Annotated in this window: 6 protein-coding genes; 1 reads left to right on the forward strand and 5 read right to left on the reverse strand. The window is 67.3% G+C overall.

The features are described 5' to 3' along the window. Positions 1–1,134: 1,134 nt before the first annotated feature. A complete protein-coding gene (locus ACZ6S4_RS20140; protein ID WP_465476404.1) occupies positions 1,135–2,463 on the reverse strand; it encodes a hypothetical protein in 1,329 nt (442 codons plus the stop codon). A 521-nt stretch (positions 2,464–2,984) separates the two neighbouring features. Here ACZ6S4_RS20140 and ACZ6S4_RS20145 point away from each other — a divergent pair. Then, the gene (locus ACZ6S4_RS20145; protein ID WP_465476405.1) at positions 2,985–4,496 is read left to right on the forward strand and encodes a PIN-like domain-containing protein; all 1,512 of its coding nucleotides are present in this window, start codon (positions 2,985–2,987) and stop codon (positions 4,494–4,496) included. Between the two features lie 34 nt (positions 4,497–4,530). Here the strand turns inward: ACZ6S4_RS20145 and ACZ6S4_RS20150 are convergent, their stop codons facing one another. The 4 genes from ACZ6S4_RS20150 to ACZ6S4_RS20165 are packed head-to-tail and all read right to left on the reverse strand — an operon-like array spanning position 4,531 to position 14,392. Then, entirely contained in the window at positions 4,531–6,645 is a 2,115-nt protein-coding gene (locus ACZ6S4_RS20150) for a DEAD/DEAH box helicase (protein WP_465476406.1), read from the reverse strand. A 9-nt stretch (positions 6,646–6,654) separates the two neighbouring features. Beyond that, positions 6,655–7,956 carry a BREX system ATP-binding protein BrxD gene (gene brxD / locus ACZ6S4_RS20155; RefSeq protein ID WP_465476407.1) on the reverse strand — a complete coding sequence of 434 codons (1,302 nt, stop codon included), beginning with the start codon at positions 7,954–7,956 and terminating at the stop codon, positions 6,655–6,657. Continuing rightward, positions 7,953–10,634 (reverse strand): BREX-2 system phosphatase PglZ, encoded by a 2,682-nt coding sequence (gene pglZ / locus ACZ6S4_RS20160; protein ID WP_465476408.1) that lies wholly within the window; start codon positions 10,632–10,634, stop codon positions 7,953–7,955. Before pglZ ends, brxD begins: the two co-directional genes overlap by 4 nt. Then, on the reverse strand, positions 10,631–14,392 hold the full coding sequence (locus ACZ6S4_RS20165) for a BREX-2 system ATPase PglY family protein (protein ID WP_465476409.1): 3,762 nt from the start codon (positions 14,390–14,392) through the stop codon (positions 10,631–10,633). Before ACZ6S4_RS20165 ends, pglZ begins: the two co-directional genes overlap by 4 nt. Between the last annotated feature and the right edge of the window lie 83 nt (positions 14,393–14,475).

Raw genomic sequence — 14,475 nt, forward strand, 5'->3', positions numbered from 1 at the left:
AGCCAGAGATGGCGCCGCGGAATCCCCGTGGCTCCTACGGCGCTTGATAGGCAGCGGCGTGAGCATGAAAAAACCCTTCACCGCGCCGTCGTGGCTGGTGAAGGGTTTTGCTTTGCTGGTGCGCCCGAAGGGACTCGAACCCCTAACCTTCTGATCCGTAGCCAGATGGATCCGAAGAGTCACACATGCAGTACACAGACATGGCCATTCGTCCAGCACGAGAGCGGAACGTCCGCCGCAAGTCGCTTACGTCTGGGCTGGTCCCGGCCGTGCCAGCCAGGCTCCGAACCCGGTGGCCGCACCACATGGATCGTTAGGTGCTCGGCCAGCTTCGTTCGTGCCCGATCAGCGCCGAACATCCGAGCACCATCGGAGCACCACGTAGTTCGCTCGCCTCAGCCGTGCATCCTTCGTCGACCTTCCGACTTGTAGTCGGCTCCACAGCCCACTTCCTGATCAGTCGCGTGTCGTGCTGCCACGGAGTTCAGCCGTCCGGCTCAGAGGCGTTGCGTCCTCCCTGGTCCGCGCGATCCGCGCTCCCACAGCGATCAGTTTCGGATCTGCCAGACACCGCCGTGCCGGAACGTCCGCACTGGTGCTGCGCTGTCGTCAAACGTCCGAGCACCACCGGAGCACCGCGGACGCCAGCGCCCGAGCATCGGTTTCCTAATGCGGACGGGCGACAGCAACGCAGGCCGACACGCTGTGAAAGGCGCTGCGAGCGATGCGGTATAGGCGTCGGTTCCGCTCGCTATATGCTCGGGCCGACTCGGCGGCGTCCTTTGGCAATCAGCGGACTAAGAGTACCCACTTCTTGAGTTCGGGTTGGTATCGCTGGATGCCGTCCGACGTCATTTTCGCACCTCAGGATACCGATGGCATGCCAGGTCATGCCATCGGCTGACGCACCATTCCGGGACGCGTGATTCTCTCAAACGCTCTCCCACATGGGGGACGCGGCTTGCAACGAGACCCGCCTCAGCGCGCGAGCCGATAGCCTCTTAGAGCGTCAAGAGCATCCGCAGATCCCCAGGCTTGAGATCATGCGACCTTGGGCCGACCATGTTCAGCGGTACTGCGGGCGATTGATCAGCCCTGGGCGTGGTCTGCGGTGGGTTCTGGCTGTTGGCAGCCTTACTGGCACGCCGTCGTGACTGCGCTGGAACTCCGATCCATCCGAGGATGTCTTTGACCTGCGGCGTCGTCACCGAGGGCCAGCCATCCCCGCAACCGCGACGCGATCGTCTCGGCGGTCTCTCTTGGCAAGACTGCACGTATTGCCGACACGGCGGCGACCCGCGTCGCACGGCGATGCTCTACGGCGGTCAGGACCAATGCGCTAGTGAGCGAGAGGCGGACGGAGAACTCCTCCACAAGCGCCTCGACGTGGGTGAGCTTGAGTCCGGTCCAGCTGCACAGGTGCAAAAGGGAATGTAGTGTCTTGACGTCGGCGCGTGGGGCGATCTGTTCAAGCACGAGGATCGCAGCGTGCAGTGATGCTGGATCAGGTCGGCTACGACCTCGCACACCAGAGACGATAGCCCGAATTCGTACGTTGCGGTCAGCCTCGGGACGATTCAACCTTGTCGCTTTGGAGATTGCCGCGCCACGTCCGCGTGCAGGCGGCTGCTGTCGATCGACGTCGCCAGCCTTGGCCCTGGATGTGATCCCAGCGGTCGTTGCCGGCCGGTTGGAAGGCGCCGCGTCCTGTTTCGGCTGAAGATCGTCCGAGCCGAGTAGCGCCTTCCGCACGTCCGCCTCGGTGGCCTGGGGCCAGCCATGTCCACGGATTGCCTTGGTCAGCGCTGGGATGGTCCAGCCCGGGGCGGATGCGTCGATGGAGCGGATCCTGCGGGCCATGGCAGACGCCGCCATGGCAGGCTTCGTAGTTTGGGCGGGGACGCCCGACTGGGACGCCCGGTTTCGCTGCAGAGCGACTTGGACCGATTCCGGTGTCACATCAGCCCAACCTCGCTGGCGCAGGCGTGCGGCCAGCTTCTTCGGACCGATACCGGGATAGGCCGCCATAATCGCTCGGGCTTCTTGAGCTAGGCCCGCGCTCGGCTTTCTACCTAGTACCTCCGCTACTTGGTCGACCGTCAGCGATGGCCGGGCGAGCTGTTGCCGCAGCCGCTTCGTCAGCGCCTTGGTGGCGATCCCCGGATGCCGCGCTTGCAAGGCTCGTGCCGCTTGCGAGAGCTCGGCCCGGGCGATGCCATCCGTCCTGCTCGCCACGGCGGGCCGGCCGCCACCGGGCGGCCGGTCGACCGATCGACAGACGTCCAGCTGGGTGGAAATGGCGCGGGGGGCGCGCCGGCTTTCCGGCGTCCGAGGCCCATGGAGGTCATCCAGCCAGGTATCGACACCGGCGTCGATCGGATCGTCATTCTCCGCATCATTCCCAAGCCTGCCGCCGCGCCGCCCGGAGGCGTTGACGTACCAATCGTCAATCGACCCCACCATGCGTCTCCGTCCGTGCGAACGTGTTCACCGATGGTAAACCCGCTCACCGTCTACTGGGGCATGACTACACGTTCACAAACCGGACAGACTCTCGGAGGACCGCAGCGGCGCCGTCGAGGTCGGAGAGCCTCGAGGTCAGCGTTGCCATCGCGGGTCGTGCGGGCAGGGCCTAGCTGAACTTCAGCGCTGCGCGAACCGGGCCTACTGTTCGCCGGCAGCCCCTGCCCAGGAATGCGCCGCAAGGGTTCGGGCGCAGCGACTTGAGATCAGCCAAGCCAAACTTGCGCGCCGGCTCGGCAACTCCGCGACCCGGCCGCAGCACGCGACCGAGGCGAATCTCGCGTTTAACTTCGCGAGCAGGTCAGAGGGCAGCGCCTTGGTTTTGGGGAGCGAAGTTGCGCTCCGGCCAAGTCGGCCGCGAAGGGTAGTGGACTGGCTCCCTCCATTCACTCGTACGCCCGGCCCATAGAACAACAGCCGCTCGAAGGCCACAATGGACCCATATCGAAGGAGGTCGAGAAATGACTGGGCTGTTCGACGGTTTCGAAGGCTACCGTGTGGTAAGTGAAGCAGAGTCGCGTGAGGCGTTGACGAACGCGCTTGTCGCGGTGGATGCGAATGTGCTGCTCAACCTCTACGGCTACAACGCGCGGACGACGGGGGACCTCTTCGCGATCTTTGAAAAGCTTGGCGGCCGCCTCGTCGTTCCCTATCAGGCTATGCGTGAATTCCACCGCAATCGAATCAAGGCGATCGGCAATCCCGACCAGGCGACAAGCGAGGCCCGTGTTGCCCTCGGGAAGAATCGAGCTGGCGCTGCGCGTGCTCTCGACACCTGGTCCAAGCAGTTGGCGATTGACGATGCTGACCTCCAGCGACTGCACGCCGACGTCGACAACGTCTTCCAACGCCTGCTGGAAGCAATCGATGGAGCTACGCCTGACCGCGTTCACCCCTCAACGCCAGCGGACGAAGACCCTGTCCTGAGAAGGCTGACCGAGCTACTGGCAGGCCGGGTTCTCAATCGTCCGGCGGAGAACACCTGGAACGCGCTGATCGTCGAGGGTAACCAGCGCGTGGACAATCTTGTGCCTCCCGGGTATCTCGACGCCGAGAAGGGCGATCAACACCCCGAGGGTGCGGCCGGCGATTTTCTCGTGTACACCCAAGCATGCCATGAAGCGAAAACCCGTCAGATGGACCTCATCATCGTCACGAACGATGAGAAGGAAGACTGGTGGTGGCGCCGAGGGCCGGACCTGATCGGTCCGCGCCAGGAGATGACAAAGGAATTCTTCGACAGCACTGGACATCGTTTGTTCCTGATGCGCGCCAGTGACCTGCTCAACCGATCACAGGCCCTCGACGTCGTGGTAGATCCGGAGTCCGCCAAAGACGCGGACACCAACCGTACGGTGATCGACCCGATCGGAAAATGGACAGCCGAGGCCGTGGAAATGTTGCTCCAGCGGCTGCGGGGCGAAGGGCGGCGGGATCTTGCCGACGTCATCAACGCAGCGGCGGCCGGGGGCGGCATCATCAGCCGCGAGGAAATTTACGTCCTGTGCGACTACCGTGACGATCGGATGCTGCGGGGCATCACGAGGCCGGCTGCCAGGATTACCGCTGACCTTCAGTCGGAAGGCACGCTGCCGCCCTCTGTCGCGCCGATGATGAAATCCGTCTATGTTGATGCTGGTCAGCTCACTGCAATAAGGATTCCGCCTGAAGTTGTAGAGATACTCTCCGAGAGTGCCGGAACGTCCGAAACAAGGTCGGATATCGAGCCAATAGGCAAGTACCAGCCACTGACCGAGTACCTGGCCGCGCTGGATGTCGACTCGACATCCATGAGGTTCGGTGAAATCGAAGACATCCTCGGAGACACGCTTGCTCCGTCCGCCCGTAAACACCTGCCGTACTGGTATTCGTCACAGAACTCGCTTGGCAAGGCCATCGCAGCAGCCGGGTTCAAGGCCAGGGGCGTACGGACGGAGACTGAGGCAGTTGAGTTTGTTCGTCGCGAGGCATAAGAAAATCACCTCGCGCCGAGTAAGCCAAGGCGGGTCAGACCACGGTGACGAAGCGGGTGGGTTCGGCGAGGATTCGCCGTGCTCCAGTCAAGTCTGCGAGGCGGGCGGCGAGCGTGGCCATGGCGAGGCGTTTCGGAAGGGCGGCGCTGAACTTAAGCCCGTCCAGCGCCTTCTTGCTCACCTCGGGCAGACAGAGCCGGATGGCGGCGTCGGCGGTGAGCTGGCGCCAGGCCGCCGGCGTGAGGTCTTCGCGGAGCCGGATGTACTGGTCGTCGAAGCGTTGCGCAGGGTCAACGACCTCACTCAGTGTCGCGGCAATCGTCGCGTTCGCACGGAAGCCGGCCCAGGTCCACCAGCGCAGGTCGCTGTTGTCGGCGCGCACGATGACGTTGCCACCTGGGTGGACCAGCGAGGAATACTTGTCGCGCTGCCTGGCGAGTTGGTCCACGGCCCGGCGGGTGAGTTTCACCGGCGGGTCCGCGCCGAGTAAGACATCGCGGACTGCCCGGGTCAGGTCGTAACCAGTGCCGGCGAAGCCGCCGGTGTTCCAGCGCGCCTTGCCGCCGGCATCGGCCGGCTCGACGAAGCAACGCCGACGTTTCCAGTCGATGTAGGTGACCTGCCAGCTGCGTCCGGACAGCAGTAGGCGGCGAGCGCCGGGCACTTCTTCGGTCAGAAGGCTCGGGTCGATCTTGCCGAGTTCGTCGCGGCCGACCAGGACGGTGAACTCTGGTGCGCCGAGGAACACCGCGGTCATGTCCATGAAGTGCCGCCGTCCGAAGCGTTTCTCGGCTTCGGGGCCGATGAAGTACATGCCGCCGTCGTTGTCCAGGTAGCCTTGCTCAGCGAGATGACGGGTGATCGGCTCGGCGCTGCGATCGAAGGGTGCTAGTCCGTTCCACCACTGCGGCCAGAGTCGATCCCCGATCCGATGTTCTTGCAGGCACAACGCCATCAGTTGTTGGGCGACGATGTGTCGGGGCTCGGGCGTGGGCGTCACCGGTTCGACCCAGCCTCGGCCCCAGAGCAACAGCAGCGCTGCCGCTTCGACGAGCGATTCACTCCACACGGCAAGGAAGAGACAGTTGCGTGCGGTGTCGGCTCGTCTTCCGGTGCGGCCGAGTCGCTGCAGGAAGCTGGCGACCGTCGCCGGCGAGTCGATTTGGATGACCCTGTCGAGGTCGCCGACGTCGATGCCGAGTTCGAGGGTGCTGGTGGAGACGATGACGCAGTCGCGGGCTTCGGCGAACGCGGTTTCCGAGCGGCGGCGTTCGTCGGTAGAGAGCGAGGCGTGCGACAGAAATGTGGTGATGCCATGTCCGCGCAACAGTTGGCCGAGTTCCTCGACGGTCTGCCGGGCCTCGCAGAACACGAGCCGCTTTTCCCCGGCGTGCAGGGCCGCGATGATTTGGGCGGCGTTGGAAAGTGAGCCGACGTAGTCGAGTTCGATCTCCCCGGGCGGCACGCGCGGTGTGGCAGACGATGTCGCGGTGACAATGTCGGGTGCGACGACGCTGCCGGGTCGGCTATCGGCTCCGGCGCCCTGCAGCCACGTGAGGAGTTGCTCGGGGTTTCCGACGGTGGCGGACAGCCCGATCCGCTGCAGCGGGCGCCCGACGAGGTGGGTGAGTCTTTCGAGTACGGCGAGCAGGTGCCAGCCTCGGTCGTCCCCGGCGAACGCGTGGACCTCGTCAACGATCACCGCCCGCAGCCCGGAGAAGAACGCCCGATGGTCCACGTTTGTGCTGACCAGCATCGATTCGAGGGACTCGGGGGTGGTGAGCAGGATATCGGGGCGGCCGGCGAGGATCGCGCGACGTTTGCCGGGACTCACATCACCGTGCCAGAGCGCGACGCGGCGGCCGAGCCAGTCGGCATAACGCTCCAGCCGGGGCTCGAGATTGTTCAGCAGCGCCTTGAGTGGGCACAGGTACAGCACGGAGGTGCCGGTCCAGCGTTCGGCGGCCATACGGCTCAGGATCGGGAAGGTGGCCGCTTCCGTCTTGCCACCTGCGGTCGGAGCAAGCAGCAAGGCGTCGTCGCCGGCGATGAGCGGTGTGATGGCAGCGCGCTGGAGCGGGCGTAGGTCAGGCCATCCGAGCGTGTTGACGATGTGGTGCAGTACGGCGGGGTCCAGCTCGGTGCTCACCGTGCGGCCCTACAGCTGCAGGTTGACGTCGTCGGCGGAGGCTGCGTTGCGTTCCACGTCGGTCAGTTCGTCGGAGCGCACCGTCAATGCGTAGTGCTCGCGCGGATTCCAGTCGGCGAACTGGTCGACCCGGTCCAGCACGTCCGCGACAAGTTTCTTGAGGTAGACCCGGGGTGCGACGCCCACCTGGCCACCGAGCTTCCCGGTGACCGCGGTGGCGAGTTCTCGCAGGTAGCCGTCGTCGATCCGGTCCGTAACGGTGGGGCTACCGTAGATGTCGCGGACGCGGGCGCCCAGTTCGACGAGCGCGTCGAGGGAGAAGCCAGATAGACGTAGTTGGGTGGCGCGGGGGTTGTCCCAGCGCGGGTCAGGGCCGAAGTCAGTAGCCAGACGTTGGGCGAGCGGCGCGAGCCGCTGCACACCCTGAGTGCCGTCGTAGAACGCCGGCGTCCCAGTGATGATCAATAGCAGCCCGGGAAAACGCCCGGCGTAGATCTCGTCGATGAGCTGGCGCAGAGCGTTGAGAGCCTTGTCCCGCGCATCGGAGCGGACCCGCTGCAGGGTTTCCACCTCGTCCAGGACAAGTAGCAGCCCCGGGTGGCCGCCATCGCGCAAGACGGTGAGCAGGCCCTGCACGAAACTCATCGCGGCGAAGTGGTCAAGGTCGCCTTTGACCCCGGCCGCTCGGCGGGCCGCCGCGGCGACGTGCGGCTGGCCGCCGAGCCAGGCGACCAGGCCGTCTGCCGTCGCAGGATCGCCTGCGGCAGTGGCGGTCCGGTAGCCGCGCAGCGCCGCCGCGAAGCCCGGTGTGCTGCGGGAGATCTCCGCGAGCCGGGTCTCCAGGAGCTTGCCGACGGCCGCGTCCAGGCCGGCGGTGTCGTCCTCGGCGATCGTGCCGGCAGCGAGGACATCCTCTTCCAACGCGTAGATCCAGCCGTCCAAGATCGGCCGCAGCGCGCTGGGCGGGAACTGCTCGGTGCTCATATTCTCGACGAGCCTGCGGTAGACGGTCTCCATGCGGTGCAATGGGGTCTCCAACTCGGAGATCTGCACCTCGGCGGCGGCAAACCCGCGCCGTTTGGCGCGTTCAGCAAGCCAGCGGGTGAAGAACGTCTTTCCCGCGCCGTACTCCCCGCGGACGGCCTTGAACACGCTGCCACCGCCGGCGACCCGGTCGAGGTCGTCGTCGAGTGCGGCTTCGAAGCGGGCGAGCCCGACGGCGAGCGCGTCGAGGCCGTTCACCGGTACGACTCCGCGGCGCAGGGCGTCGATGATGTCCTTGCGCCGCCTCGCCGAGATCTCCGTGTTCACGATCCGCCCAGGTGGAACTGATCGATGAGGAGAGCGCGGTCGAGTTTGACGGTCACGTTGTCGGGGTCGATGGACAGAACCGGGTAGCCCTCGACCTGAAGGAGCTTGCGCAGCGCGGTAACCGCGCCGTGGATGCGGCCGGCGGGGATGCCGGCGCGGGCGGCGAGGGTGTCCATTGTGGCCCGGTCTCCGCCGTCGATCAACGCGCGCAGCAAGGCCCCGGCCCGCTCGTCTGACAGCGGAGCGCGTGGGTCGCGCCGCTGGCGATACACGGCGCTGGCCAAGACCTCGGCGACGAGGTCGCGACCAACGGGCTGGACCGGTGGCGCGGACGCGGGTTTAACCTCGTCGAACAGGCTCTCAGCCTGGGCCTGAAGTTTGCGGGGCGCCGCCCGTTTTCCGGTCTGCGGAGCCGCGGTTTCGGGAACGCGCTGGGTGATGGTGAGGGACTCGCGCCACCAGGTCGGGCTAGCCACCGGGGCGGGCTGCCAGTCAGCGCCGGCTGCGTCGTCGCCGTCGGTGAGGACGAGTAGCGGGATGACGGCCTCGGCCGGCGCGGCGCCACCGTGGTAGCCGGCTTTGCGCGGGCCATAGCGAATCTGCTCGCGCCAGGGAAGGACAACGGCGCCGTCGCCCTTGGCCACCCGTGAGCCTTGGACCAGCACTTCGCCGTTCCCGGCGGGCGGGTTGGCGGGGCGCCAGCGGTTCTCGTCGCCAGGGCTGGACCGGTACTCGGCTTCTGGGCCGCGGTCGACCACGTGCCCGTGATCGGAGACGATCACCACGATCCGCCCGTCGGCGAGGGCGAGCAGATCCTTGACGCTGGGGATGGTTTCGCTGCTCCAGACGGTGGTGCCGGGCTCGCTGCGGTCGAGTGCGTCGTCGATGGTGTTGACGACGGCTGCCACGAGCGGCACGTCCGGGTTGGCCAGCGCGGCGGCGACGTCGGGCGCGATGGCTGCGCCGGCATGGCCGCGCAGCTTGCTCTTGTGCAGTAACTCTCCGGCGGGGAACCGTCCGGTGAAGGCCTTCTGCTCGGCGGGTTGCTGGCCGACCGCGATCCGGCCGCTGAGCAGGCTGCACCGGCTGACCTCGGTGATGGTGGGCAGGGCCGCGAGGACGCCGACGCGGGGCCCGCCGGCCGGGGTCAACTCGGTCCAGGTGCCGACCCGGGTGAGGGACTCGGCGAGTTCGGTGGCGGCGGCGACGCTCATCCCGTCCATGATCAGCAGCAGTGCCCGGCGGCCCTGGTCGAGAATCGGCTGGATCACCCGGTCGAGCACGTCTTCGACGCGGATCAGCTCACCTGGGACGGCCTCGGCACGCGTGTCGGCAGCGAGCAGTTCGGCGAACTGCTGGTCGTGGCGGGCCCGGCGGGCGTCAACCGCCCGGTGCAGCAGGTGCAGCGCCTCGGCTACTTGCGGATCGGTGTCACCGGCGAAGACGTCCAGGCGGGCCCGGTCGACCCAGCCGTCGTCGCGTACCTGGCGGTGCAGCGCCTCGTAGAGATTGGCCGGTTTTGGTTGTTCAGCGCCAGCCAGCCAACGCAGCAGTCGGACGGCCATCTGCATGATCTTCAGGCGATCCGGGTCACCACCGCGATGCTCGCCCAAGCGGGCCAGCGCGGACTGCGCCGAAGCGATCCGCTTCCGGTCGGCGGCGCCGGCGGTCGGCACGGCCAGCCGTACGGCCGCCGCAGCGTCGCGCATGCGCTGCAGGAAACCGGTAGGCAGGAGGTTGCTGCCGCCCAGCAAGGCGGTGGCGTCGATCTCCTTGGCAATGCTCTCGGCGCGGCTGAGCATCCGGTTGGCTTCACCGGTGCCGCCGTCGAGTCCGACCACCCGGTCCACCCATGCCTCCGCGGCAGCGCTGAAGGCGAGCGCTTCCGCGTCGTCCAGGCGTATCCCGCCGAACCGCGGTTCCAACCGGGCACGGGCGACTGCGATCTTGGTGGCCTGCGGTCCGGTCCGGTCCGGCCAGAGCACACCGGCCAGCAAACCCAGCGGTACGGCGTCAACGCCGTGCCCGGCCCGGGAGGCTGCCATGATCGGAACGGCGACCGGGCCGGTCACCTCGACGAGGTAGTCGGTAAGGCCGTCGAGCAGCGTGCCGGGTAGCTTCTCCAGCCGGAGCACCCGCCCGGCGTCGGTGCTCCACTGCATGAGTCCGGCGCTGTCGATCTCGTCGCGGCCCAGACCGAGCAGTTCGGCGGCGAGGCTGCGGAGCGCGTGATCGCGGGTAAGGACTGTGCCCGGGGCCGGCGGCCAGTCACCGGCGGGTTTGTGGTCAATCAACGCTTCGGCCACCCACCGGCCCTTCGCCACGAGCGTGGGGTCTACCGCGAGCACCTTGAACATCTGAGTGGCGACATCCCACATGTCCACCTTGCGGACGTGCTGCTCGCTGACGTAGGCGAGCAGACCCTCGCCGAGGTCGTCGTCGGAAAGTTCGGTGAGCAGCACGAGCCGTTCACCGTCGATGCGATCGTGCAGGGCGGCCCGTGCAGCCAGCGGGGTCGGGCACGGCACGATCCGCACGGCAGTGCCGCCGATCGTGAGCACCGATTCGCCAGTCCAGGCCGGGGCGGCGCGCAGCGCGATGGCCGGCGCCTGGTCGCGTTCCTCGGTGAGCCAGGTCTCGACCTTCCGCTTGATCGCGGCAGGCTGGACCGTGCTCACCGGGTCTCCCAGGACACGACAATCGCGCGACCGGCATCCAACTCGGCCCGGACCAGGTCGGCGAACTCGGTGAGGTCCTGCCCGGTCCGGATAGTGCGGGGCTGCCCGGCCGCCCGCGCCGGACCGGTAACCCCACCACCGGTTGTCCCGGCCGCACCGCCGGCCGTCACGCCGGTGCCAGGCAGGGCGGTGCCGCCTCCCACCGCGGTCACGGTTCCACCGGGAGCGACCCCGCCGGTCGTGTCGCCACCGCTCGGGGTGCCGCCGGTGGGCTGCGCCTGCATGATGAGGGCGGTGGCCTCGCTGATCGCGGCCTTCAACGCGGCCGGCAGGTCCGCGGCATGCGCATCGTGCTGTGCGCTGTAGGCCAGCCGGGTGAAGATGCCCGCCGCCGCCTCGTCTCCGGCGTCGGCGCGCTTGCGAAACGTGTCCAGCAGATCCCAGTGAGTTGCGGCGAGCGCTCGGCTCACCTGCTCGGCGGATTTGAAGACGCTGCCGACCGCGGTGTCGTCGATGTCGAACCGCAGGTCGGCCACGAGGCTGATCAGCACCAGGTCGTCGGTCTCGGCCGACAGATCGGCGAGCATCCGGCCGGTCTTTCGGGCATGGTGCAGCCGGCCCTGCTGGGCGGCCGGATCAAGCCCGAGCGTGCTCGCATGCCGCTCCAGCTCGGCTGCCAGCGCCGCGGCCACCGGCGCGTAGCGCTTGGCGGCCTCCCGAACGGTCTGCGCCAGCGAGGTCGCCCCCGCCGCGCTGCGCCAGCCGGGCGTCTGGACACCGAAGACGCCCCGGGTACGTGCGCACGCCCGGTCCCAGACATCCGGGTCGGGCAGGGTGATCTGGCGCAGCTCCAACTGATCGGTGACGGCTTGGACGGAGTCGACCCGCACGGCCACACCGTGCTGGTGCCAGGCGAGCTGCTGCTCCTCGGCGAACACCGCGATGATCAGATTCTGCAGGTCCTTGTCGAAGCCACGTGCCGCCGGCTCGTCGAGGAGCTTGCGGAGGACATGGACCGGGAAGTGATCGGTGTAGCCCTCCCGCGCCGCCTGCTGGGTCAGGTGCCCACTCCACCAGCAGTCCTTCATCGTCAGGACGTACCGGTGCTCCGCCAGCACGCCGAGGTGCAACGGGTTGCAGATTCGCCGGACAGCCTTCTGGTCACCCTGGTCGACGGCCACGCCCTTGGTCGGATCGGCAACCGCCCGCCGGGCGTACACGAGAATCTTGTTCAGTTCCGACCGGGTCGGGACCTTTTCGTCCTCGGGTAGCGCCGGCTTGCCGGGATACGACCAGGTGAGAAGTTCGCCGGTGAGGTTCGCGAAGGCGTCCGCCAGGGTCCCGCCACGTGGGTCGCCGACCCGCAGGCCCTCGGCGAGGGTGTCCAGCACCCCGATGGCGTCGAGTTCGACGTTCACCGGCTCCGGCTTGGCCGCGCCGTAGGCCTGCTTGAACGCGGCCAGCAGCGCCGACTTCAGCTGCTGCTGGCGCTGCTGGAAATACACCTTCGCCTGCTGCCGGTAGGCCGCGGATTCATCGGCGGCCAGGGTGCTCAGCCGGTCGCTGCCGGCACCACCCAGCAGATAGTTGATCTTCGCGAGGGTGCCGACCCGGCCCATCGCGTCCTGGCTGAGGAACCACGGCATCCAGAACACGGTCCGCGAGCCGCGCGGCAGGGTTTCGATGCGGGCGAAGTCCTCGTTGCGGCGGCGGCCGGGATCGAATGGGTAGTCGATAACGACGCGCCATGCGTCACCGTCGGCGAGCAGCGCACTGTCGGGCATGTTGTCCTTGTCGCGGACGTTGCCGAACCGCACGTTGACTAGATGCTTGCGCCCCCGCCACTCTCGGTAGTAGGGATACTCCCCGAAGCCGCCGGACTGGCCGTCCAGGCCCAACTCGCCGCAGACCATGTCGCGCACCATCTGCTGCAACGCGCCGGCGGCGGTCTCGTTGACGGGCACCAGGTCGAGGAGCTTGTCGTAGTCCGCCGAGGTGATCTTCACGGAGATGATCGGGTCGGGCCCGTCGGACATGTGCAGTTCGCCCGCGTCGGCGGTGAGCTGGCGCAGCCGGCCGAGCACGATCTGGTTTTCGTAGCCGGGCAGCGGCGAGGCGATTGAGCCGAAGTTGAGCGCGTGCAGCTTGGCCGCGGTGAGGTTGTGCAGCGCCGGCACCTCGCTGACCAGATAGCCCAGGATCAGCGTCTTGACCAGCTTGTCGTCGATCTGGAACAGCTCATGGGTGCCGGCCTGCGCCTCGTCGACGTCGTGCATGTTCAGCAGCAGCGGGCGCAGCTTGCGCTGATAGGTCTCCCGCGCGTCCTGGAACTTCTGCTTGAGCTGCGGCCGGTCGGGTAGCTCGCCGTGTAGGACCAGCGGCTCGAACAGCGCCGCCACACCGATCAGGTCGTTGACCTGCAGGGTGTCGCGCCGCTCGACGAGCAACTCGGTCATCACCTTCAGCGCGGTCCGTTCACGCTGTAGCGCCTGCGACAACGCCACGAGGGTGGCGACCAGCGCCGGCGAGAACGGGTAGAGGCGCCGGAACGCCGTCGCGTCCGAGCCGATTCCCGCGTCGCCGTACTGCGCGCCGAGCAGGAGTGTGTCCCACACATCGCGCCGGTTGCGGACCGCATCGAAGGCCTCGTCGATCACCTTGCGCGCGGCATCGTCGTTCGGCTTCAGCAGCCGTTCCTCGGTGATCTGCGGCAGGTTGGTGTCAGCGAGCACGATGTCCTGCCCGAGCCGGCCCTGCACGCTGCGCATCACATCGGCCAGGGCGGCGCGTTCGGTGCCGCCGACCTGCGGTCCGAGGAACTCTTCTAGGTTGCGCTGCCGGGCCACCAGCGACACGATCGGCAACGGCCGGGCAGAGTCGGAGGACTCGACCAGCTTGTTGAGTTTCGCGCCCTCGGTCTGTACGAACGTGTGGTCGGCGATCTTCGTGGAGAGCCACAGGATCAGCTCGTCCAGGAAGAGAACCATGGCGTCGTACCCGAGGTCCTTGGCGTGCCGGGTGATCACCTTGAGTCCGGTGTCGAAGTCGAGGTATTCCCCGCTCTGCACCGCACCGGAGAAGAAGGCACTGGTCAGTGCGGTGACCAGCTCGTCGCGCAGCGGAGTACCCGGCGGCTCGGCCGCCGCCATGGCGTAACGCTCGGATCCCCAGTCGCCGCCACGAGCCATATCCACCGCAAGATCGCCGGTGGACGTGGCGTCCCCGTTGTCGGCACCGCCGAGGATCTCGAAGAACCGCTGGTCGCCTAACTGGTCCCGCAAGCGCGCCGCATCGACGAGCAACGCGTCGGACCGGTGCACGGCTGGGACAGGAGCCTCGGGATGCAGCTCGGTGATCTGGCGCAGGTAGCCCTCGAGGACGGCCTGCTCTACCGAACGGGCGTCGAGCATGTGGAACGTAAGGGTCAAGAATTTGCGGCCCCTGAGCCCCGGGTCGGCCTTGTCGATCGGCTCGGCCAGGCCCCGGAGGGAGCGCGCTTCCGGGTTGTGCCGCAGGATCTCCCGCAAAACGGCCATGAAGTGCGACTTGCCGGAGCCGAACGAGCCGTGCAGGAACTTTGCCTGCGACTTCCCGCTGCGCACGGCGTGCGCGACCATGCCGAGCGCGTCGTCGAAGTTGCGCCGCAGGTCGTCGGTGATGACGTAGTGCTCCAGGTCGGCACCCTCCGACGCCCGAACAACGAAGTCGGTGTCACCGATCGAGACCGGGATGTCGATGAGGTCGCGCAACAGGGTCAACGTCTGCTCCTTGCTTCTCGCCCGGGAGCCCCCACCCGAGCACCCGCCGATCCTATGCCGATGGTCCAACGATTTCGGTCCCT

The sequence above is a fragment of the Actinoplanes sp. NPDC051405 genome, assembly GCF_055586185.1.